This window comes from Paenibacillus bouchesdurhonensis (assembly GCF_900155685.1).
In the GTDB taxonomy this organism is placed as follows: domain Bacteria; phylum Bacillota; class Bacilli; order Paenibacillales; family Paenibacillaceae; genus Fontibacillus; species Fontibacillus bouchesdurhonensis.
Genome location: NZ_LT732548.1, coordinates 2,833,109 through 2,855,832 on the forward strand (window position 1 = coordinate 2,833,109; position 22,724 = coordinate 2,855,832).

Annotated in this window: 21 protein-coding genes; 18 read left to right on the forward strand and 3 right to left on the reverse strand. The window is 47.8% G+C overall.

All coding sequences use genetic code 11. From position 1 onward, the window contains the following. Positions 1–2 precede the first annotated feature (2 nt). The 10 genes from lpdA (at position 3) to CZ379_RS17130 (ending at position 9,811) form a co-directional block, all read left to right on the forward strand. Complete coding sequence (gene lpdA / locus CZ379_RS17080; RefSeq protein ID WP_110932722.1) at positions 3–1,418, forward strand: dihydrolipoyl dehydrogenase; 1,416 nt, start codon at positions 3–5, stop codon at positions 1,416–1,418. Between the two features lie 576 nt (positions 1,419–1,994). Then, on the forward strand, positions 1,995–2,834 hold the full coding sequence (locus tag CZ379_RS17090; RefSeq protein ID WP_110932724.1) for a hypothetical protein: 840 nt from the start codon (positions 1,995–1,997) through the stop codon (positions 2,832–2,834). Positions 2,835–2,922: 88 nt separating this feature from the next. Further along, positions 2,923–3,177, forward strand: a complete 255-nt coding sequence (locus CZ379_RS17095; protein ID WP_110932725.1) for a hypothetical protein — start codon at positions 2,923–2,925, stop codon at positions 3,175–3,177. 106 nt (positions 3,178–3,283) lie between these two features. Next, positions 3,284–4,198, forward strand: coding sequence for a Gfo/Idh/MocA family protein (locus tag CZ379_RS17100; protein ID WP_234404940.1), 915 nt, complete (start codon positions 3,284–3,286; stop codon positions 4,196–4,198). 203 nt (positions 4,199–4,401) lie between these two features. After that, positions 4,402–4,869 carry a VOC family protein gene (locus CZ379_RS17105; protein ID WP_110932726.1) on the forward strand — a complete coding sequence of 156 codons (468 nt, stop codon included), beginning with the start codon at positions 4,402–4,404 and terminating at the stop codon, positions 4,867–4,869. Between the two features lie 29 nt (positions 4,870–4,898). After that, positions 4,899–5,447 carry a nucleotidyltransferase family protein gene (locus CZ379_RS17110; RefSeq protein ID WP_110932727.1) on the forward strand — a complete coding sequence of 183 codons (549 nt, stop codon included), beginning with the start codon at positions 4,899–4,901 and terminating at the stop codon, positions 5,445–5,447. Positions 5,448–5,511: 64 nt separating this feature from the next. Beyond that, the gene (locus CZ379_RS17115) at positions 5,512–5,943 is read left to right on the forward strand and encodes an NUDIX hydrolase (RefSeq protein WP_110932728.1); all 432 of its coding nucleotides are present in this window, start codon (positions 5,512–5,514) and stop codon (positions 5,941–5,943) included. A 135-nt stretch (positions 5,944–6,078) separates the two neighbouring features. Further along, entirely contained in the window at positions 6,079–6,873 is a 795-nt protein-coding gene (gene thyA / locus CZ379_RS17120) for a thymidylate synthase (protein ID WP_110932729.1), read from the forward strand. Between the two features lie 49 nt (positions 6,874–6,922). Next, positions 6,923–7,408 carry a dihydrofolate reductase gene (locus CZ379_RS17125; RefSeq protein ID WP_110932730.1) on the forward strand — a complete coding sequence of 162 codons (486 nt, stop codon included), beginning with the start codon at positions 6,923–6,925 and terminating at the stop codon, positions 7,406–7,408. A gap of 132 nt (positions 7,409–7,540) precedes the next feature. After that, positions 7,541–9,811, forward strand: a complete 2,271-nt coding sequence (locus CZ379_RS17130; RefSeq protein ID WP_110932731.1) for a type IA DNA topoisomerase — start codon at positions 7,541–7,543, stop codon at positions 9,809–9,811. A 106-nt stretch (positions 9,812–9,917) separates the two neighbouring features. Here CZ379_RS17130 and CZ379_RS17135 read toward each other — a convergent pair whose 3' ends face one another. Both CZ379_RS17135 and CZ379_RS17140 read right to left on the reverse strand, forming a co-directional pair. Further along, positions 9,918–10,676 (reverse strand): HAD family hydrolase, encoded by a 759-nt coding sequence (locus tag CZ379_RS17135; RefSeq protein WP_110932732.1) that lies wholly within the window; start codon positions 10,674–10,676, stop codon positions 9,918–9,920. 35 nt (positions 10,677–10,711) lie between these two features. Further along, the gene (locus CZ379_RS17140; protein ID WP_110932733.1) at positions 10,712–11,626 is read right to left on the reverse strand and encodes an ArsR/SmtB family transcription factor; all 915 of its coding nucleotides are present in this window, start codon (positions 11,624–11,626) and stop codon (positions 10,712–10,714) included. A gap of 194 nt (positions 11,627–11,820) precedes the next feature. Between CZ379_RS17140 and CZ379_RS17145 the strand changes: the two genes are divergently transcribed. The 6 genes from CZ379_RS17145 (at position 11,821) to CZ379_RS17170 (ending at position 17,847) form a co-directional block, all read left to right on the forward strand. Then, positions 11,821–13,017 (forward strand): MFS transporter, encoded by a 1,197-nt coding sequence (locus CZ379_RS17145; protein ID WP_324616464.1) that lies wholly within the window; start codon positions 11,821–11,823, stop codon positions 13,015–13,017. Positions 13,018–13,081: 64 nt separating this feature from the next. Further along, positions 13,082–13,816 (forward strand): phosphonate ABC transporter ATP-binding protein, encoded by a 735-nt coding sequence (locus tag CZ379_RS17150; protein ID WP_110932735.1) that lies wholly within the window; start codon positions 13,082–13,084, stop codon positions 13,814–13,816. 13 nt (positions 13,817–13,829) lie between these two features. Next, entirely contained in the window at positions 13,830–15,083 is a 1,254-nt protein-coding gene (locus CZ379_RS17155; RefSeq protein WP_110932736.1) for a hypothetical protein, read from the forward strand. Positions 15,084–15,117: 34 nt separating this feature from the next. Beyond that, positions 15,118–15,816, forward strand: coding sequence for a response regulator transcription factor (locus CZ379_RS17160; RefSeq protein ID WP_110932737.1), 699 nt, complete (start codon positions 15,118–15,120; stop codon positions 15,814–15,816). After that, complete coding sequence (locus CZ379_RS17165; RefSeq protein ID WP_234404941.1) at positions 15,813–17,318, forward strand: HAMP domain-containing sensor histidine kinase; 1,506 nt, start codon at positions 15,813–15,815, stop codon at positions 17,316–17,318. Before CZ379_RS17160 ends, CZ379_RS17165 begins: the two co-directional genes overlap by 4 nt. Further along, entirely contained in the window at positions 17,311–17,847 is a 537-nt protein-coding gene (locus CZ379_RS17170; protein WP_110932738.1) for a GNAT family N-acetyltransferase, read from the forward strand. Before CZ379_RS17165 ends, CZ379_RS17170 begins: the two co-directional genes overlap by 8 nt. Positions 17,848–17,918: 71 nt before the next feature. Here the strand turns inward: CZ379_RS17170 and CZ379_RS17175 are convergent, their stop codons facing one another. Beyond that, complete coding sequence (locus CZ379_RS17175) at positions 17,919–19,148, reverse strand: glucose-1-phosphate adenylyltransferase (protein WP_110932739.1); 1,230 nt, start codon at positions 19,146–19,148, stop codon at positions 17,919–17,921. A gap of 188 nt (positions 19,149–19,336) precedes the next feature. Between CZ379_RS17175 and glgB the strand changes: the two genes are divergently transcribed. Further along, positions 19,337–21,280 carry a 1,4-alpha-glucan branching protein GlgB gene (gene glgB / locus CZ379_RS17180; protein WP_110932740.1) on the forward strand — a complete coding sequence of 648 codons (1,944 nt, stop codon included), beginning with the start codon at positions 19,337–19,339 and terminating at the stop codon, positions 21,278–21,280. Further along, complete coding sequence (gene glgA / locus CZ379_RS17185) at positions 21,277–22,716, forward strand: glycogen synthase GlgA (RefSeq protein ID WP_110932741.1); 1,440 nt, start codon at positions 21,277–21,279, stop codon at positions 22,714–22,716. The genes glgB and glgA overlap by 4 nt, the downstream gene beginning before the upstream one ends. Positions 22,717–22,724: the final 8 nt, after the last annotated feature.

Genomic DNA, 22,724 nt, shown 5'->3' on the forward strand with positions numbered 1-22,724 from the left:
ACATGGTCGTAGGAGACGCTTCTCTTGATATTGATACACTGGTAGTCGGTGCAGGTCCCGGCGGTTATGTGGCAGCCATTCGCGCTGCCCAATTGGGACAAAAGGTATTGATTGTCGATAAATCAGAGCTTGGCGGTGTGTGCTTGAACCGTGGATGTATTCCGTCTAAAGCATTGATTTCCGCTGCTCACCAATATGAGTCCGCCAAAAATGCGGATGCGTTCGGTATTTCTGTGGAAAATGTGAAGGTAGATTTCACTAAAACTCAGGAATTCAAGAACAGTGTCGTTAAAAAAATGACCCAAGGCGTTGGCGGCTTGCTGAAAGGCAACAAGGTCGAGGTATTCAACGGCGAAGTGATGTTCATCAATGAGAACGAAGCTCGCGTATTTAACGATTATGAAGCGCCTCGCTACCGCTTTAAGCATTGCATTCTGGCAACGGGTTCCCGTCCGATTGAGCTTAAGCCATTCCCGTTCGGAGGACGAATTCTGTCTTCAACGGAAGCATTGGAGCTGCCAGAAATTCCAGGCAGCCTCGTCGTAATCGGCGGTGGATACATCGGTGCAGAGCTTGGTCAAATGCTGTCCAAGTTCGGTACCAAAGTTACGATCATTGAAGGTATGGATACAGTACTTCCTGGCTTCGACAAAGACATGACTCGTCTTGTGGCAAAAAGCATGGAGAAAACGGGCATTGAGATCGTAACGAACGCAAAAGCGGAAAGTGCGGTGCAAACCGATAAGGACGTTACGGTTAAATATTCCGTAAACGGTGAAAACAAGGAAATTACGGCAGACTATCTGCTGGTTACTGTAGGACGCCGTCCTAACACGGACGGTGAACTAGGCCTTGACCTTGCCGGCGTTGAACTGGACGATCGCGGACTTGTTAAAGTTGACCATCAAGGCCGTTCATCCAATCCGAAAGTTTTCGCAATTGGCGATATCGTTCCTGGTCTGGCGCTCGCTCACAAAGCTTCCTACGAGGGCAAAGTGGCGGCTGAAGCAATTGCAGGACTGCCATCCGTTGTGGACTATAAAGCTATCCCTTCAGTAGTCTTTACAGATCCTGAGTGCTCCAGCGTCGGTTTGACCGAGAAGGATGCGAAGGAGAAGGGCATCAAAGTAAAATCCGGCAAATTCCCGTTTGCTGCCAACGGACGCGCGACTTCCTTGAATCAGCCTGACGGTTTCATGAAGCTTGTTGCCAATGCGGAGAACGATCTGGTCATCGGCGCGCAAATCGTCGGTATCGAAGCATCCAACCTCATTACTGAAATCGCCCTTGCGATTGAAATGGGTGCAACGCTTGAAGATATCTCCTTGACGATCCACGCTCACCCAACGCTGGGTGAAATTGCGATGGAAGCGGCAGAGGTTGTCGAAGGCAAGCCGATCCACATTATTTCTCGTTAATTGTTACGTGTCATTCCGTAACTCCTAAGAGTTACACAAACTCCTAAGCATATTGATGAGCTGCTTCTGCAGGTTTATATAAAACCTGCTGGCAGCTCTTTTTTTGCGCAGACTGAGAAATTATTAACAAAATAGGCGTTTAATAGGCGTTTAACTGGTAAAATGAGTTGGTGATGGTTATTAGAAATAATCAGGAGGGCTATAATGCCGATCATTTATAGAAAAGCTATTACGTTAACTTCGTATATCTTGGTTAACCTGCTAACTTTTATTATGACTAGGAGCACTGATTATTTTGGCATGAGCGCTGGATTAACTACCTTAACCCTAGCTGTGATAACGAAGTTATTTCCGGATTTTAACGGTTTTAAGTTCAAGGATAATTTTTCGTTTCTATTTATGATTGTCGCAGGTTTCTGCTCCCTATTAATAATGCTGATATAATTGCTAAATTTCCACTAAAAGAATTACAATAAATATACCAAGAGTCGTTATTATAATGGTAAGATGTAACTATAGTTTACAAAGCTTGTATGAATCTATGAAATCGCTTGCGTAGAAGGGGAGGACGGTTGGATGCAGAATAGGAACAAGATCAGATCCCTAGCTATCACAGCTTTAGTGATCTTGGGCATAACGATAACTCCCCCGGTTGAAGCCAATCATCCGCTGATCGTATCATTGAATGGACAGCAACTAAAGTCCCGGTTTGAAGTGAACAACGGCCAAGTCTATGCACCACTTCTTCCTCTAGCCGCAGAACTGGGCTATAAAGTGAATTGGAATAGGCAAAGCGCTCAGATAGATATCGTCACTGATTCTGCAAGTCGTGTGCGAGAACAGTCAGTTGCAAAGATCACGAGCAAGCAGGTAGCGGATTGGATCGTCGAGCAGGGCGCAGAAGACCGTTATTATGTGGAGGGTCTGTCCTTTGAGCTGCTGGATCTGGACGGCGACGGGGAAGTGGAAATTGTAGCGGCAATTGACGGGGGCGTGCACCTGGGGAATTATTTTATATTTAAAAAAGCTTCCGATGGAGAATACCAAATGGTTTTCGAAAGCCGCTGGAAGGTGGATTCCTTAAAGCTGGGCGAACCGATCCAGGTAGGAGACAAGCTGTTATACGAAACGCTTGAGCGTACCGGTGGGACCGGGCTTGATGTTGAAATTGCCCACCTTTGGTATATCGAGCAGGGACAGGTAGTCGAAGCGTGGAAAGGGGCTGTAAAGGAAATGAATGCGATGATCCCAGACTCTTATTCAATGACTGTAGCTGGATACCGCATTCAAGATGACCAGTTGTACTACTGGAGAACTTTAAGCCTGCTAGAGGATGACGCTGAGACATTACAGGGAACGCCTGATACTAGACTGACTATGTTTACATTTGATGGAGCTTCTTTTATACAAAAATAAGATCAGAAAATCAGGAAGAAGGGTGCAATAGAATGCACTCTTTTTTTGAGAATATAGAAATTATAATTTACAGCTTGGTTGAACAAACTTGAGCTATCTTTCCGAGCTGAATATCGAGCCGCATCAGCTCGATGTCATTCGCAACGAAATGAACCTGTCCTATGGTTCTACATATGGAATTTATCGAGAAGAGGAAGAAATCGCTTCTCTTACTCATAAAATGATACAGCGGCGAGTTGAACTGCAATTCTTTGCGGATCAAGCTTCGTATCATATCGCGAAGCAGGCCGATGAGCTGACCGTGCCCGCTTATTCTATGCCGGTTACAGGAATCAGCCAATAGCGCGCCATGTGCCGGATCGCCCGCATTCACCAAGCATCCATAGTGTCGATTGATGGAGTTTCCCAAGGAGCCCTTCTTGAAACAGTTAATTCGATAAGAAAGAGTGGTGATTGAGCTGAAGCGCTCCCTTCATATTGGCATGATCGGTCTAGATACTTCGCATGTCAGTATTTTTGCTAAGCTGCTGCATCGCGGTCGAACGGAACCAGCATCGAGGCTGTCCGGCGCGACGATCGGGTGCGCCTATCCTGGAGGTTCCCCGCGAATGGAATTAAGTTACAGCCGAGTAGACCGATATCGTAATGAGCTTGTTCAGCAGTTCGGCGTTCAAATGCTCGATAGCATTGAGGCGGTAGCAGAGGCATCGGATGCGATAATGATCGAATCTGTCGATGGCACTACGCACTTGGAGCAATTCAGAAGAGTAGCTCCCTACGGCAAGCCTATATTTATAGATAAGCCTTTTACGACAAGCCTGGAAGATGCTTATGAAATCTTTTCGCTATCTGAGCGAAATAAAGTACCGGTGATGAGTTCTTCTTCACTGCGCTATGCAGCAGCTTTGACGAATGCGCTGCAGCGAGAAGAACAAGGCGAAATCATCGGGGCGGATGTACGCGGGCCGATGCCCTTTGTGCAAGGACAGCCGGGTTATTTCTGGTATGGCGTTCATACGGTGGAAATGTTGTTTGCGATTATGGGTCAAGAGTGTCGGCAGGTTCATACGATCTGCAGCGGCGAGCATGAAATGATTATAGGTTGTTGGTCGGATGGACGTATCGGTACTGTGCGCGGCAGAAGACGGGGCGGCAGCTTTGGGGCAGTCATTCACAGGCAGAGCGGCAGCGACTATGTGGATATTCAAGCTGGAAGCACTTATTACGAGAGTTTGCTGGAGCAGGTCATCGGCTTTTTTCACACGGGCCACTCTCCTGTATCGCTTAAGGAAACCCTTGCGGTCATTGGTTTTGTGGAGGCTGCCAACCGTAGCCGACAGACGGGCAACGCCTGTTTTTTGTAGCTAAAATGCATGCTGATTACAGTCAAGCACCGGAAGGTGCATTTTTTTGTTCTTGTGCTTCAGTGCGGCCTTTTCATAAGTCGCTTCTGGAGCATTTTGTTAAATCTAATTTTAATTCACCGCTATTTGCTATACAATATGATGTACTTGCTTAGGTAGTATGCATTAGAGAAAATAACCCGAGTGATTGAGGGGGGATTATGATGATTCATGGATTATATGAAGCGCATTTGCCCGTGAAAAATTTGGAGGTCTCGATGGATTTCTATAGCAAATTGGGTTTAAAGCTAGCTTGGCGTGATGAGGATACTGCTTTCTATTGGATTGACGAAGGCCGGAGCTGGCTTGGGCTGTGGGAAGGCCGGGAGCATGCAACCCCATATCATCCCTCTTTGCGTCATATCGCCTTTCGCGTATCGTATGAGGATCTGAAGCGGTCATTGGTCTGGCTGGCATCTATTCAGGTAGAGGCTGTCCCATTTGGCGGCAGAACGTCGATCGAGCCCTTTGTTCGTCCCTATCAAGGCAATGCTTCGATTTATTTTGATGATCCGGATGGAAATAGTCTGGAGCTGATGTGTTATGTGGAGGTTCCTGAGGAGTTAAAGCATATTACGAATAAGCTGTCCATAAATGAATGGGAGGATCTCTCGCGTTCATACTCGAAATAGATAACAGCGCACTTGAGGAGAGATGGGCTTTGTACGAGGAGCGATTAAAGCGATTGATCGCGGATTGCGAGCCGTTGATGAGCGATTTACGTACCGTGCGGCGGCTGAAATTGCCCGACTGTTATATAGCGGCAGGGTATATTCGGAACTATGTGTGGGATGTGCTGCATGGATACAGATTTCGTTCGCGGCATGACGATATTGATGTCGTCTACTTCGATAAGGAGTGTTGCACCGAGGGCAGAGATATGGAACTGCAATCGCAATTAATCGAACAGACAGGAAATGAACGATGGTCGGTTAAAAATCAGGCGCGGATGCATTTGAGAAACGGAGCAATGCCATACACATCCACGCTCGATGCTATGAGCCGATGGCCCGAGACTGCAACGGCTATTGGCGTTCGCCTGACGGCTTGCGATGAGCTGGAGCTCTATGCCCCTCATGGACTGGACGATCTATTTAGCATGGTTGTGAGACGGGGCCCTTTTTTTGCTGATCGGCACGATTATTTGGAGCGGGTTCATAGGAAGAACTGGTTAGTAGATTGGCCTTTGTTGACCTGGATCAAAGACTAGGCGGGCTCACGCATTTTGTAATGGGGTATTTCTAATTGAAAGAGCGGAGAGGAAGATCGTGATCATGAGACGGGTTGATGTAGTATATACCTTGCTGGTCAATGAAGAGGGAACGAAGATTTTGATGGTCAAGAATAGCGGCAGGGATACGTGGACGCTTCCAGGGGGCGCGGTGGAGCAAAACGAGACGCTCGAAATGGCGGCAATCCGGGAAACCAAGGAGGAGACCGGGCTGGATGTGGAAATCCAAGGCGTAGCCGCTGTCAATGAAGGGGTGTTTACGGAACTTAAGCAGCATGTCGTATTCATAACTTTTCGTGGCATCATTGCAGGAGGCCGTATGGAAATTGTCAGGCCTGACGAAATTCTCGCGGTGGATTGGATCGATGTGGAGCAAGCTGACGAACTGATGCCTTTTTATAAAGAGAAGCTTAAGGACATCGTGAGAAGGGATGCGGAAGTAGCCTATTATGATGAAGGGGTTATGACCAAGTAAGGCGTAGTGGAAGGGGGTAGGGAGCTATAGGAATGTGATAATTTATGGCGATCCTTACTTTCCGGGCAAATTTAGCTCAAACTTTGCTATAATAACTAAGAATATGACTAAAGACTACAGTTCGGGGTGCGATATATGAGAGCGTATTTAGATTTATTGCAGGATGTGTTGGATCATGGGACGGCAAAGGAAGACCGTACAGGGACGGGGACGCTGTCCGTATTCGGCCGTCAGTTACGATTTGATTTAAGTCAGGGATTCCCGCTTGTCACGACGAAGCGAATTCATTTGAAATCGGTAATTCATGAGCTGCTCTGGTTTCTTAAAGGGGAAACAAATATAGCGTATCTTAAAGAAAATAACGTCCGTATTTGGGATGAATGGGCGGATGAGAACGGTGATCTGGGCCCGGTGTACGGCTCTCAATGGCGATCCTGGGAAGCGCCGGACGGCAGAAAGATCGACCAAATCGCCAACGTCATCGAAGCGATCAAGAACAATCCCGATTCACGGCGCCATCTTGTCAGTGCCTGGAATGTGGCTGAAGTGGATCAAATGCAGCTGCCGCCCTGCCATTTTGTCTTCCAATTTTATGTTGCGGACGGAAAGCTATCCTGCATGCTGACCATGCGTTCGGTAGATACTTTCCTAGGACTTCCGTTCAACATCGCCAGCTACGCCCTTTTGACGCATATGGTGGCTCAGCAGTGCGGATTGGAGGCAGGCGAGTTCATATGGTCTGGAGGCGACGTGCATATTTACAGCAATCATTTGGAGCAGGTGAAAACCCAGCTTGCCCGGGAGCCATATGAGCTGCCAAAGCTGGTCATTAAGCGCAAACCGGATTCCATCTTTGATTATGTTTATGAAGATTTTGAGTTTGTCGGCTATGAGCACCATCCGGCGATTAAAGCAACGGTTGCCGTATAAATTAGCAGTTTAGCAGTTTAGTAGCTTTAGAAGGGAAAGGGAGTACTGTATGGGAATATCGTTAATATGGGCGATGGATCGGAACGGCTTGGTCGGTAAAGGCAACGATTTGCCCTGGAGACTGCCTAACGATATGAATTTTTTTAAGCGGCAGACTAAAGGCAAGACGGTCGTAATGGGTCGGAAAACCTGGGAATCGTTAAAAATCAAGCCTCTTCCTGGGCGCCGCAACATCGTGCTTACGGGTGACCGCTCTTACGAAGCGAAGGGTGCAGAAGTGGTGCACGCTGTGGAAGAGATCCTAAATATGGCGAGGGACGGCGAGCTGATGATTATCGGGGGAGGCAGCGTGTACGGGCAGTTTATTCCCTATGCGGATCGTTTACTGGTTACCCGAATCGAGGAGGAGTTTGAGGGAGATGTTCATTTTCCTTCCTTCGACTGGTCGCAGTTTGCATTGGTTGAAGAGATGGCTGGTCTTCGGGATGAGAAGAATTTATATGATCACCGATTTATGATCTATGAGCGTCGCTAGAATAGTATTAGAGGGGTTCCTACTAAATATGATATAATATAGTGTGCTTTAGAGCTGCGCTGAGCGCAGCTCTTTGTTATGGTAGCGAAACAGAAGTGAACGTGTAATTGTGAAAGAGAGGCGGCTTTATCGATGAAAACGCTCGTAATCGCAGAGAAACCGGACATGGGTCGAACGATCGCTGCCGTCATCGAACCGAGAGCGAAGAACAACCGGTCGTATTTGGAGGGCGAGAATTACATTATTACCTGGGCGATCGGCCATTTGCTTGGCTTAGCAGAGCCGGACGCTTATGATGAGAAGTATAAGCGATGGAATTTCGGTGATTTGCCAATTTTGCCGGAACGATTCAAAATCGTTCCTAACCCGAAAACGAAGGATCAGCTTAAGATGATCGGTGAGCTGGCCAAACGCTGTGATCGCATAGTGAACGCCTGTGACGCCGGAAGGGAAGGCCAGTACATATTTGCCCTTATTCAGCAGCAATTGAAGCTGATGCAGCCCGTGAAACGGCTATGGATTTCCGATTTGACGGCGGAAAGCATTCAAAAAGGCTTTGACACCCTGCATGAAGAAACTGAATTCGAAAATTTGACGCAAGCGGCAAGAGCGCGGAGCGAAGCGGATTGGCTGATCGGAATGAATGCGTCGCGCGCTTTTACGACGAAACACCGGACGCTCCTTTCCGTTGGCCGGGTACAGACGCCGGTGCTAGCGCTCATTTATGACCGGCAGAAGGAGATCGAAAGCTTTGACTCGCTGACTTATTATGATATCAAAGCGGAGCTCGAGCAGCTTGGTCGAAAGTATACAGGAACTTGGCAAGGGGAGCGGATGACGGATGCCGAGAAAGCGGCGGCTATCGCGGATAAAGTGCGGGGGAAAGAAGGCCGAATCCGTGAATATGAGGTCAAGGATACGAAGGAGTATCCGTTCAAGCTGTACGATTTGACGCTGCTGCAGCGTGATGCGAATGCGAAGTACGGGTATTCGGCCAAGAAGACACTGGATTTGGCTCAGGCGCTCTATGAACGACATAAAGTTATTTCTTATCCCCGGACGAACTCGAACTACGTTACCGAACAAAACATCGATGGGATGCATAAAGCGCTGCATATGCTGAAGTCGGGTCCTTATCAGCAGTTAGTAGAGGGCGCAAATCCTCGGCTGGTGCATGTGAATAACAAATCGGTCTGTAATCCGGCGCGAGTTGAGGATCACCATGCGATTCTTCCTACGCTTCGGCGTGCCGGAACGCTTAGTAAAGAAGAGCAGAATGTTTATGATCTCGTCATCAGGCGCTTTCTCTCGCATTTCTACCCACCGGCGGAATATAAACAGCACTCGGTGTTGACCGAGGTCGAAGGGGAAACATTCAAGACGAATGTAAAGGAGCTGTTGTCTTTGGGCTGGAAGGTGTGTCAGCCTGAGGATACCCGTTCTGGCACCCGAGGGAAGAAGAAGGATGAGGAGGAAGAGCAGGAGGAGCTGGTCAGCGAACCGTTTCACATCGAGAAGGATGAACCTGTACAGTGTCTGAATGCGGAGGCAAAGGAGAAGGCGACACAGCCTCCGAAAGCTTATACGGAAGGAACTTTGCTAAAAGCGATGGAGAGTGCGGGCAAGCAACTGGAGAACGAGGAGCTAAGGGACGCAATGAAAGATGCGGGCCTCGGTACGCCGGCAACGCGTGCAGCGACGATCGAGCGCTTGAAAAATGTCGGATACATTACGATGCAGGGTAAGCGCATCACCGTGACCCAGAAAGGAAGAACCGCCATAGAGCTCATTCGCCACGCCGGAGTCGAGCTGCTGACTTCGCCAGAAATGACGGGGCAATGGGAGCGTAGGTTGTATCAAATTTCGAAGGGCGAGGCAGCTAGAGAAAAGTTTATGGACAACGTCAAAAGGTTCACCCTATCGATCATCGATAAGGTGCGCGTCCAGCCCAAGGCCGATGCTTCTTTATTTGAAGTGGCGGAGGAAGAGCGGAAAGGCAGCCGCAGCAAAGGCGCGCGGGGCTCTCGTCAAAGCAAGTCACCCGGACAAACGGGTAGCTCGGCGACCACGGCTGCTCACGCTGCGACTGCGAAAAAGACCTCTTCCTCCCCGGCGCCAGGTTCGATGCAGCCGCTTGCCCCTTGTCCACGTGAAGGCTGCGGCGGGCAATTGATTGAAGGCCGCAAAGGTTATGGCTGCACCCACTATAAACAAGGCTGCGGATTTGTAATATGGAAGGAATACGCAGGAAAAAATATATCGGTCAGCATGTTATGTTCACTGATCAGCAAAGGCCAGACGCAGTTATTGTCTTTCAAACAGCCTGAAGGCGACTTTAAAGCTCGAATCGTGCTGGCTGATCCCTTGAGCGGGAAGCTGGATTTAAGCAAAGTTGAAGAATAACGGACAAGAGGAATGGTTTACCCGACAATACAACAAGGTTGCCTATAAGCATAGGCAACCTTGTTGTATTGTGATGGAAGCAACCCACGGCGTATGACGAGTGCTTCTACAGCATGTTTCTCCGGGCAGCCATGGCAAGGCTCTCGGCGATTATGCCGGGTACTTGCTCCAAGGAGGAGATGGTGTACATGGATGTATCCGTATTTTCTTTAATATCTATAAGATTGTACGACCATTCATTCGGATGCTTAATATAAATAGAGTTAATTCCCGCGGTAAGCGCAGGGGCGATGTCCGTGCGTAGGCTATTGCCGATCATCCAAGTGCGTCTTCGATTAAATTGACGCAGTTCTAAAATTTCCTCCAGCGCTTCGGCATTTTTATGCGCACGGATATAAATCCGATCATCGAAATAAGTAGACAGCTTCATGCGATCGATTTTGCGCTGCTGAATGAAGTCGTCGCCACCCGTATATAGATTGAGCTCATGCCCTTGCCCGCTTAATACATTGAGCGTCTCCAGCATGCCGGGATAGGGCTCAACCTCCTGTTCATAAACGCTCATACCGAGATGGGCTAGATGCTCTTCTTCCGCCAAATGTGTATCTCTGCCGGTTACAGAGCTGAAATAGCGGTAAGTATCAATGAGTGATTGCGCAAAATGATTGCTTACGAAGCCTACTTTCTTCACGCCGGCAACATCGATTTCCGTTTGCTTAGCGATGATTTCTTTCGTTGTAAGGCGCTCTGCGTCAAACCATTCTAGCAGTTGACGCGCAAAACGATCCAATATTTCCTCGAAATATTTATTACAGTGAATCAGTGTGTCATCCAAATCAAAAATAATTTGCTGTCGTAGGCTCAATACAGTCACTCCTTAGTTGCAGCGAGACAATAATACTATAACCGGATATAAGACTCCAAGAACATCTGAAGCTCAGCTGCTCCATCCGGGCGAATGGTGAATTTCTCTGTTTTGGCGTCGACAAGGTGAACGCGGAGCAGGCCGGCTACACGCAGCCGCATAAGATGATGCATGAGCTTATCTTCGGATTCATTCAGATTATTTATCATTTCCTGCAATGATTTCGGTTCATTCGCAACATAGCGAAGCAAGCGCAGGCGCTCAGGATTGGCGAGGGCGCGTGTCAAGCGTAAAAGGCAGGTAGGTGGTTCGTCCTCGTCGAGCTCTGGTATATCAATCGGATATTGGATAAGCAAAGCGCCGCTGTAAAAGCAGTAGGTATTAATCGGTCTAAAATGGACAGAAGGAACAAGTACGACCTGTTCGATCGGCAGCCCAGGCTCCAGGACGATGCCGCCGGATGCATACTCGACAAGTGCTTCGGGATCCATTTTATGCAATAAGGTAGCTTTCTCGGCAGCATCTTCTTCGAGTAGAGGACTGTACTGCGGAGCGACGTCCATGAAGTACAGAGCATTCCATTTACGAAGTAAAGGGATATAGCTGCTGCGTATTCGTTCGACTTCCTCAGTTGTCATATCAGGAATATAGGATTTACTACTATGGTAAAGGATATCATTTGCAGTTTTCTCGAGATCATCCAGGAAGGCTGCAACATTGCGGCTGGGACGATCTATGGCCCATGCATAGAGAACATCGTAATCGCTGAAAGGAAACTTTGCGGCGGCGGTGAAAGCTTGCTGTGCATCCAGGTTTAAGCGAGAGCTGATGTCTTCAAGCCATTCCATTCCTACATCTAAATTGTTTACCCATTTACGGGTCGTAAATACAAGGAAGCTGCTTATGAGCTCATATATTGGAGAAACGTCAACTTTGACATTGTATGCCATGACAAGAAACCTCCCAGACTTCTTTACATCATAACCATTATGGCTTGTTTGCTATGAAATTGTCTACTATAATGTTTATTATTGCAGGCAGTCGGTTGCTGGCTTATTTGAATTATATCCTACAAGTGATTGCAGAAAGTCGTCATCTGTTGACGATTTTCTTTCTTTTTAGTGAAGGAGCAGACATTACATCTATGGAAATACAACAAAAACGTTTGATTTCACCTGTATTTATTCTAATTATGGTAGTTATCGTCGCTGGATTGAGCCAGGGACTGCTGCTGCCCGTTTTATCGATTTTTATGGAAGAAAGGGGAATCTCCTCCTCGGTAAATGGATTGCATGCCGCAGCGCTCTATGTCGGTTCCTTCGGCATGTCACTGGTTGCGGTGAAAGTGCTCGAACGCATCGGTTTTAAGAAATTGATTCTCTGGGGAATGGTGCTGGTTACAGTCGCACTGCCGATATTTCCGTTGATCTCCAACCTAGAGGTTTGGTTTGTCCTCCGACTACTCGTCGGGATCGGGGATAACGCGCTGCACTTTGCCTCCCAGCTCTGGATGCTGCTCATCACGCCCCCGCACCAGCGAGGCAAAAATATTTCGATCTACGGCATGTCATATGGAATCGGCTTCAGTATTGGACCTTTAGCCATAAAATTGCTTCCTTACGGACGACTCGTCCCTTTTTTGCTGCTCGCTATACTTTTTGCGTTGGTTGCGCTGCTCGTATATTTGAAAATGCCGGATACGGTACCTGACAAAATGAACGAAGGACAGGAGCAAGCGACTGGCCAGCGAAAAGTTGCCCGAATATATCGATTGGCATGGTTTGCATTGATCCCGTCGCTGCTGTACGGCTATATGGAAGCAGCTATGAATAGCAACTTCCCGATTTATGGGCTGCGCACTGGACTGACTGCAGGGCAAATATCGACATTATTGCCGTTCTTCGGTATCGGCGGACTTATTCTCCAACTGCCGCTTGGTTATTTAAGCGATCGCTATGGACGAAAAATCATTCTCATGATCGCTGGTAGCTTGGGAGGCCTGCTGTTTCTCTTCGTACCTTTAATAGGTAATCATTATTTCGGATTAATGCTGATATTCATGGTTACCGGCGGATTGGTCGGTTCTTTCTTCTCGCTGGGTCTGGCTTACGCCGCAGATATTCTTCCGCGCCACTTGCTTCCGACGGCAAACGTGATCGCTTCTATTCATTTTAATCTTGGCAGTATTGTTGGCCCGAATTTCGGCGGGATAGCCATGCATTTCGGTTCGGCGGGGTTATTGTTCGTGTTATTAGGATTGTTTTATTTGTTATTCACGATAGCAGGTTTTGCTTTCCGGCCGGAAAGTGGGAATAAATCAGCAAATATGAAGATGGTGTAATGGATTTTCAGAGCTATTTCCAATAAACTAAAGGAAGAGAAGCATTGACCAAAGGAGAATTGACATGATTAAGGTGAATAACCTCAAGAAATCAGTAGAAGGCAACACCAAAGAAGTACTGCACGGGATTAGCGCCGAGTTCGAAGCCGGCGAAATGATCGGAGTTGTCGGGCCTAGCGGCAGCGGTAAAAGCATACTGCTCCAATGTCTCGCTCTTCGCGAGAGCTGGAATGATGGGGATTATGCCTGGGATGATAAAACCATTATTCGCGGTGGCGGTAAAGGAGCGAGAAAATACCGTTCAAAATGCGCATACTTGGAACAGAACCCTACATTGTATCCTGAGAAAACAGCCTTGAAAAACGTGCTGATTGGACAAGCAGGCCAAACCTCGCTGCTTCGGAGGCTGACAGGCATGGTTCGTTCGGATGATTATATGGGAGCGATGGACGAGCTTGAGAAATTCGGCCTGCTGGATAAAGCGCATCTGAAGGCCGGCAACCTGAGCGGAGGGGAGCGCCAGCGCGTCGCTATATGCCGAGCGCTCGTGCACGGTGCGGGCTTTATCGCTGCGGATGAACCGGTCATTGGTCTTGATCCTCATTCTGCGGACAAGGTGATGGCTACGCTCAAAAATTTATGCACCGAGCAGGGAACGACAGTGGTCGCTGCTCTTCCTATAGAGCTGGCCGAGCGGTTCTGCACTCGAATTTGGGGCATATACGATGGGGAGCTCAAGCTTGACATCAAGGGCAGACGTCTTACCGGAGAAGAGAAGCGGCAAATCGATTTAGCATGAAAAGAGTGATACGATGAATGTGAATAGATGGCTTCCCTTATTGGGAAGCGCATTGCTGCTGCTTGTACTAAGCGGATGCAACTTTATGATGGATCCAAAATTGTTAATGAAGGCTCCCGAGCTAAGCTCAGAGAAGGAGACGCTTAGAAGCGTCATTAATGCCGAACTGAAAGGGGCGGAGATTCGGCCTCGTGACGCAGCCGATATTAGCTCGATTCGGGTCGTCGATCTGAATAAGGACGGCGTAATGGAAGCGGTAGTGTTCTACGAAACTCCGCTGGAAAAGGTCAAGGTTCATGGCATGATTTTGGAAAACAGGGACGATACATGGGTGCCGAAGGTTAGATTCGATGGAGAGGGCCAGGTGCTCGAATCGTTTGAGCTCAAGGATGTCACCGGCAATGGCGAGATTAATATCGTTGCAGGGTTCTCTAGCGGGGAGAAGCAGACTCAGAAAGGGCTTATCGTATATTCGTACACAGGTACGTCGGTCGAAAGAATTCTTGAGCTGCCTTACAATTACTTCATAATAGATGACCTAAATAATGATGATAAGCTGGATATCACGGTCGTGTCGCTGAAGAAAGATCAGTACTCGACGATAACGACATATCAATTTGACCAATCGTTTCAGGAGCTGGATAAACTGCAGTTGGATAATGCGGTTAGTGGCTATTATAACGTGGTTCATGGCAACATTACGGCAGATAAGCGAGGCATTATTCTCGACGCCATTTCGGGAGAGCTCTCCGGTTATTCGATCATCGTCGTGATGGAGGACGGGAAACTTGTGGATCTCATCCCGGATCAGAGCTCAACGCTCAAAGATTACCAAATTATGAGCGGGGATGTTAATGATGACGGTATTCTGGAGATCGGCATGCTTGAAACCCCGAGAGGCTGGGAATATATTGCTTTTGATGATATCCCATGGCTGTTCTCTTACTATCAATGGGATCCGGAGAAGGGATTAACGTTCGTCATGCAGCAATACATGGACTTGGCTGGACGATTCTATTTCAACCTGCCGAAGGAATGGTGGGGCAAAGTTACGATTGATATTAAATCCATCAAGGATGAGCATATCAAGTTCGTTGATATTGATACAAATGCCACACTTGCGGAAATTCGATTCTTCTCTTTGGCAGAGTGGGAGCTGGTTCAGGAAGATTGGGCGTTATTCGCACGCGACAATGATAAAGTCATCGGATTCCTCAGTCATACTGATTTGAAAGTGAATAAAGGCGAGAAAGAAATTAAGCGTTGATCGTTTCATGTTAACAAAAGGGAGGAAGGCAAAGTTGAGTAAAGTGTTAATCTTGGAAGATGAAGAATCCATTCGCAGTTTTATCGTAATCAATTTGAAGCGCAATGGCTTTGAAGTCATCGAAGCGGCTGATGGCAATGAAGCTTTGGAGCGTTATAACAGCATTCCGGATATCGATATCGCTTTACTGGATGTCATGGTTCCGGGAATCGACGGATTCGAGGTATGCCGCAAAATCAGGGAAACCAATGAACGGATCGGCATTATATTCCTGACCGCAAAGGTACAGGAGCAGGATAAGGTGTATGCTCTCTCTGTCGGAGCCGATGACCATATCAGCAAGCCTTTCAGCCCTACAGAGCTCATTGCACGCATTCAATCCCTACTTAGACGGGTTAATGTATACCGTGAGAATAGCGCAAAAGTAAGCTTTACTTCCGGGCCGTTCACACTCGATCTAATCAGCAAGCAATTCAAGAAAAACGGTCAGCTGATTGAGCTTACGCCAACCGAGTTTTCATTGATTCAGTATTTTTTGGAGAAGGAGAACACGCCGCTGAGCCGTGACCTGCTGCTGGATCACGTTTGGGGCAAGGAATATATGGGCGATCCCAAAATTGTTGACGTAAATATTCGCAGGCTCCGTCAAAAAATTGAGAACAACCCTTCCGAACCGACCTTCCTGCAAACTGTATGGGGTCATGGTTATAAGTGGAAGGGCGAGGGGCAATGATCAAAAAAGGAATTGGACGCCAAATCGTCCTGCATTATTTCATCGTAGTATTCGTAACCTTGTTCATGGTTGAGGTCATATTTGCATTTGCCTTAAGAACGTATTACTACCAAACGATAGAGAACCATATGTCCAATCATGCTACCCGGACTTCGGATTATTACCAGAAATTCGTAAAGCTGTACGCTGAGAGGGATCCGGATTATTTCACAGAGATGCTTCGCACGTTTGAACTGGATAATACGGAGCTGATGATCTTGAATCGCAAGGGCGAGGTCATGGCGAGCAGCACTCAGTTTCAGGCGGAAAAGGCGATTCAAACGAGTGATGTCCCGCAGGCTGTCGCTGGTGTAGTCGGCACATGGGTAGGAAGACAGTCTACTGGAGAGTGGGTCATGTCTGTCTCGACCCCGCTGCAAGTCCGGGGAGAGAACCGTTATATCGTCAGGTACGTCACTTCGCTGGAGGACGTAAATGCCAAGCTGATGAATTTGACGCTGCTCTCCGTCGGCGTTGGCTCAGCCGTGCTTGCTTTGGTTACCTTATTTAGCATCGGACTGGCCAATTCGATTGTGAAGCCGATCAATAATATTCGAGCCGTATCTGCCCAAATGGCTAAGGGGAAATTCGATGCAAGGATCAAAGGGAATTATAAATTTGAGCTGGGTGAGCTGGCCTCAACCTTGAATTATATGGCGGAGGAAATCGTCCGCAGCAACCAGATCAAGGATGATTTTATTTCTTCAATCTCCCACGAGCTTCGCACACCGCTTACGGGCATCAAAGGCTGGAGTGAAACTTTGACATCCGGCGGCTTTGATCCGGAAGAGACGAAGATCGGGATGCAGATCATCTCAAAAGAGACGGAACGGCTGATCGGTCTCGTCGAGGAGATGCTCGACTTCTCGAAGCTTCAGCAAAATGAAATGAAGCTGGTCATCGGAAGGGTTAATTTGAAGGAGCTTTTACAGGAAATCATGCTTAACGTTTGGGCTAAGGCGGAGCAGAAGCAAATTCAACTGAAGCTCGATGACCGCACGGAACGTCCTGTCATTATTATTGGCGATGGAAATCGCCTTAAGCAGGTATTTTTAAATTTGGTGGATAACGCCATTAAATTCTCCAATGAGAACAGTTGGATTCATCTCGTCATATCCTTGAAGGACAGCGGTACAGCACTTGTACAAGTGGTGGACAGCGGTATCGGGATTAGTGAAGAGCATATCGGCAAGGTGAGAGACCGCTTCTTCCAGGTCAATCATAACCGAGGCGGTACGGGATTAGGACTGGCAATCAGCCAGCAGTTGGTTGAGCTGCATAAGGGTGAGATGCATATTCATAGCGAGCTTGGTGCCGGAACAACGGTATTGGTAACATTGCCTATGTTGGAGATGGCCGGGGAAGCGGATTCCGATGCGCCTTCTTTAGAAGGCGAGGCAAGTTCGGTGCTGGCGGAAGTGAATGAACAGAATGGATATGATGGGATGACCGAGGATGAATAATCAAGTATGGGATGAAATCAATACACAGTACGGTACATTTGCAATCGCTCTTGCTAATGCATCGGATAAAGCGATTGTGCGTGAAATGTTGATCGAAGCGGCGGTATGGATGGCAGGACTCGGAGTACAGCAGTGGAATCCGGAGCAATTTACCACGGACGAAATCGATCAGTATTTTGCAGAGCGGGAAATTTATCTGCTGATCCGGGAAAATAAGCCTGTAGGCATGTTTACGCTGCAAAGCAGCGACCCTGAATACTGGGGAGCTCTTAACGAAGAGGGCTTCAGTTATCTCCATCGGTTAACTGTCCGTTCTGCCTGGCGGGGCAAGCAGCTTGGCGGGGCTATGATCGAATGGGCTGCCAAACGCACGAAACAGCTGAATAGGAAGGCGCTGCGCCTGGATTGCTGGGACGGAAATATTAAGCTGAATCGTATGTATGAAAGCATGGGGTTTGCCCTTAAGGGCTCGGGAAAGAAGCAGGGAAGAGGTTATAACTTATATGAAATGAACATAAATACGCAGTAATTTTTAAAGAGCGGATCATGAGGATCCGCTCTTTGTTATATACATAATAATATAGAACTTGGACAAGGCTCCTAGGAAGACAATCCTTCGGCGCGCAGTCGTGCTGTATTGTCGTATACTTCCTTGAGTAAGCGGGAAGGCTGGGTACGGACGGCAGGTTTTGCCAGCACGGTCTCGTTAGGGCCGATCACAAGGATTTCGTTGGCTGTCCCTTTAATAATTGCACCGTCTTTGATGATCGCTCCTTCGCCGATGATCGCCCGCTCAATAAGGGCGTTCCTGCCAATTTCTACGTTCGGCATAACTATGCTTTCTTTGATTTTGGTGTAACGGCCAATGACAGTGCCGCCGAAAATGACGGAGCGCTCGGTGCAGCCTTCGACCGTGCAGCAATCATGCACCATTGATGATTTGACCTCGGCATACCGTGTCTTGACGGAGTTTAGCTTCGTCCGTATTTCACGGGTGTACATAGGCCATTTATCGTTCAGCAATGCCCAATTACCGTCTCCGCTCAGAAGATCCATATGAGCGTCCCATAAGCTTTGTACGGTACCGACGTCGCGCCAATAACCTTTAAATTCATAAGCATGCAGCGCCATGGAACCTGCAAGCATCTTGGGAATGATGTCTTTGCCAAAATCATGACTGGAATGGGGGTCGTTCGCATCTTCAATTAAATGCTGCTTCAAGAAATCCCATTTAAACAGGTAGATCCCCATTGAAGCTAGGTTGCTTGCTGGCCGCTCCGGTTTCTCAGCGAATTCCGTAATTCGATACTGTTTGTCGATCGACATGACACCGAAACGATGGGCTTCCTCCCAAGGAACTGGCATCACCGATATGGTTGCGGATGCTCCCTGGCTCATATGGGATTTTAACATCTCGCGATAATCCATATGGTAAATATGGTCACCGGACAAAATAAGGACATTGTCTGGAGAATAACGATCTACGTACTCCATGTTTTTAAAGATGGCATCGGCAGTACCCACATATTCTTCATTTCCTGTGCTGCTTGCACCATAAGAAGGAAGCAAAGCAATACCGCCGTTCTCCGTTCTGGGCAAACCCCAAGCTTCACCGTCTCCAATATGCTGATGGAGCGAATCTGCTTCATATTGTGTCAGAACACCGATCGTATCGATTCCTGAATTTACACAATTGCTGAGAGGAAAATCGATAATACGGTATTTGCTACCAAACGGCACTGCCGGCTTAGCCTGTTTGGACGTGAGGGGAGATAATCTTCGGCCTTCCCCTCCGGCCAACAGCATGGCAATGCAATCCTTTTTGTTCATGTCGTTTTCCCTCCCTGTGGATTTTCAATGTAGTACTTACATAAACGAGATATGCAGACGTTGAAACGATAAGAAGAAATAATTGATGAAAAGTTTACATTTTATTTTTCAAAGCTAACAATCGGTATTCAATGTTGAAATAAATGGGTAATTTAGTTGGTGGAACTTTATAAAAAGCAGGTGATCCGTTGTTATTTCCAGAGCAATCGTCCAAACAGGTCATTTCTGAAAACGATATTTACTTATTTCATGAAGGTACGCTGTATCGCAGCTACTATGCATTCGGCGCCCATCTGACGGTTGAGGATGGCCGAACAGGCGTCAGGTTTACCGTATGGGCACCACATGCGCTTCGTGTTGGTGTAGCGTCTGATTGGAATCAATGGAGTGGGCAGAACGATTTATTATATAAGATACCCGATTCGGGAATTTGGACTCGCTTTTTCCCGGGTGTTGAGGAAGGAACTTTTTACAAGTACGAAATTACGGGCTCGAATGGAGACACCTTTCTTAAGGCAGACCCGTTTGCTTTCCATGCTGAGGTGCGGCCCGCAACAGCTTCTGTCGTCAAGTCGCTGTCTGGCTACCGATGGAATGACGGAAATTGGAGGAGAAAGAACAGAGTGCCATTCCGCAGGCCCTTGAACATTTATGAAGTTCATTTCGGAACTTGGAAGCAGAAGAAGGATGGCCGTTTTTTCTCCTATCGGGAAATGGCTGATGAGCTGATCCCTTATGTCGTGAATATGGGGTATACCCATATCGAAATTATGCCGCTGGCCGAGCATCCTTATGATTTGTCCTGGGGTTATCAGGCTACCGGTTATTATGCGCCGACGAGCAGGTACGGCGAGCCTGCGGATCTCATGTACTTTGTCGACCGCTGTCATCAGGCAGGCATTGGCGTCCTGCTTGACTGGGTACCTGGTCATTTTACGAAGGACGCGCATGGCCTGCGTATGTTCGATGGAACGCCGTTGTTTGAGTACGCCGATCCTCTACTGGCAGAGAAGCCGGGCTGGGGGACGCTAAGTTTTGATTTTTCCAAGCCGGAAGTTCGTTCTTTTCTGATTTCCAATGCCTTGTATTGGATGGATTTTTATCACTTTGATGGTCTTCGCGTGGATGCGGTCACAAGCATGATTCGTTTGGATTTTGAGAAGAAAGACGGCGAATACCCGCTCAATGATCGGGGAGGCATCGAAAACTTAGATGCTATCCGATTCCTGCAGCAGCTCAACCAAACCGTATTCGAATACTATCCACATGCTTTAATGATGGCCGAGGAATCCAGCGCATGGCCGCTCGTAACGGCTCCCGTCACGGAGGGCGGTTTAGGCTTCAACTATAAATGGAATATGGGCTGGATGAACGATACGCTGGAATATATCGGGAAGCCGTTCTGGGAGCGGCCGAATCATCACAACTTACTAACCTTTCCTATATGCTACGCTTATTCAGAAAATTTCATCCTGCCTTTTTCCCATGATGAAGTGGTACACGGCAAGAAATCACTGCTCGACAAAAATCCGGGCAATTATGAAGAGAAATTCGCAGGGCTGCGTCTGCTGCTTGGTTATCAACTTACATCTCCAGGGAAGAAGCTGCAATTCATGGGCGGAGAGTTCGGTCAATTCATTGAATGGAAGGATCAAGACCAACTGGACTGGTTCCTCCTGGAATATGATTCCCATAGACGCATGCTGGAATATACGGCAGCATTGAATAAATTGTATTTGCAGGAGCGGGCATTATGGGAATTGGATCATAGTTTTGAAGGCTACCAGTGGATCAACCCTCATGATGCAAATCAAAGCGTCATTTGTTATTTGCGAAAGGGCAAGAAATCCGGGGATACAATTCTCGTCATCATTAATTTTCAGTCTGCAGCACGGTCGGATTACCGTGTAGGCGTACCAAAGTCTGGAGAATATAAGCTTATATTCAACAGTGATGACATAGCTTTTGGCGGCACAGGGTCGATACAGCAACGAAACTTGGCTTCCGTGAAAATACCTTGGCATGAGCAGCCCCACAGTTTGGTCATGGATATGACTCCACTCAGCACGACGATTTGGAAGAAGACGGTGAAGCGACAAGCTGCTACGACGAAGAGGAGGACGAAGAAATGAAAATACTGTTCGCTGCGGCGGAAGTAGCGCCGTTCATCAAAACAGGCGGTTTGGCCGATGTCATAGGAGCACTGCCTAAAGCGCTGCATCAGGCGGGGCATGATGTTCGCGTCGTGCTGCCGAAGTACCGGGATATATCCGCTGAATACAGTGACCTCCTTGAACACTGGGGTGCGGTTGACGTTCCCGTCGGCTGGCGTCGGCAGTATGGGGGCATCGAATATTTGGCGTGGGAGGAAATCCCGGTTTATTTTATCGATAATGAATATTATTTTGGCCGAGAGGGGGTATATGGCTATTGGGACGACGGGGAAAGATTCGCTTTTCTAAACCGGGCCGTATTGGAAATGTTGCCTGCCATTGATTTCGCGCCTGACATTCTGCATTGTCATGATTGGCATACCGCCATGATTCCGCTGCTGCTGAAGGAGCATTTTCGCCATGACCCTTATTACGCTGGCATTCGTACCGTATTCACCATACACAATCTGTTGTATCAAGGATTGTTCCCATATGAAGTGCTTGGTGACCTGCTGAGTTTGCCGCACACTTATTATACGCCGGAGGGCGTCGAATATAACGGTGCTGTAAGTTTTATGAAAGCAGGCTTGGTGTTTTCAGAGCATGTTACAACAGTAAGCCCAACTTATGCTAAAGAGATCAGGACGCCGCACTATGGATACGGAATGGATGGATTGCTACGGTCTCTCGGAGAGCGGTTATCCGGTATTGTCAACGGTGTGGATACGAAATTGTATAATCCTGCAACCGATAAAGCACTCGCGGTCAATTATAAGACAAGCGGATTAAAAAAACAGGAAAACAAGGTCGCCTTGCAAGAGGAATTGGGCTTGCCGACCTCGCCGCGCATTCCTATCGTGGCCATGGTTACGCGTTTAGTCGAACCGAAAGGTCTTGACCTGGTCATACGTATTCTTGACGAATGGCTGCAAAGTGATGAGGTACAGTTCGTTATCCTTGGTACAGGCGACCGTGCTTATGAGGATTGGTTTCGAGAAGCGGCGCAGCGCCACCCTGAGAAACTATCCGTACAAATTACGTTCAGTGATGCACTTTCGAGACGGATATATGCGAGCAGCGACCTATTCCTAATGCCGTCAAAATTCGAGCCCTGCGGCATAAGCCAGCTCTTGGCTCTGCGATACGGGAGTATTCCCGTGGTACGGGAAACGGGAGGGCTGAACGATACCGTGAAATCTTACAACGAGGAGACCGGAGAAGGGAACGGCTTCACATTTACAAACTTCAATGCTCATGATTTGTTATATACGCTGCGTCGGGGCATAGACTACTATCATCAGCCGGAGCACTGGAAGCGGCTGATGCGCAATGCCTTTGCCGGGGACTATAGCTGGGGGGCATCTGCCAGACAATATATTGACATTTACAAGAGGGCAGCAGCGCAAAGCTTCTAACTGGATCA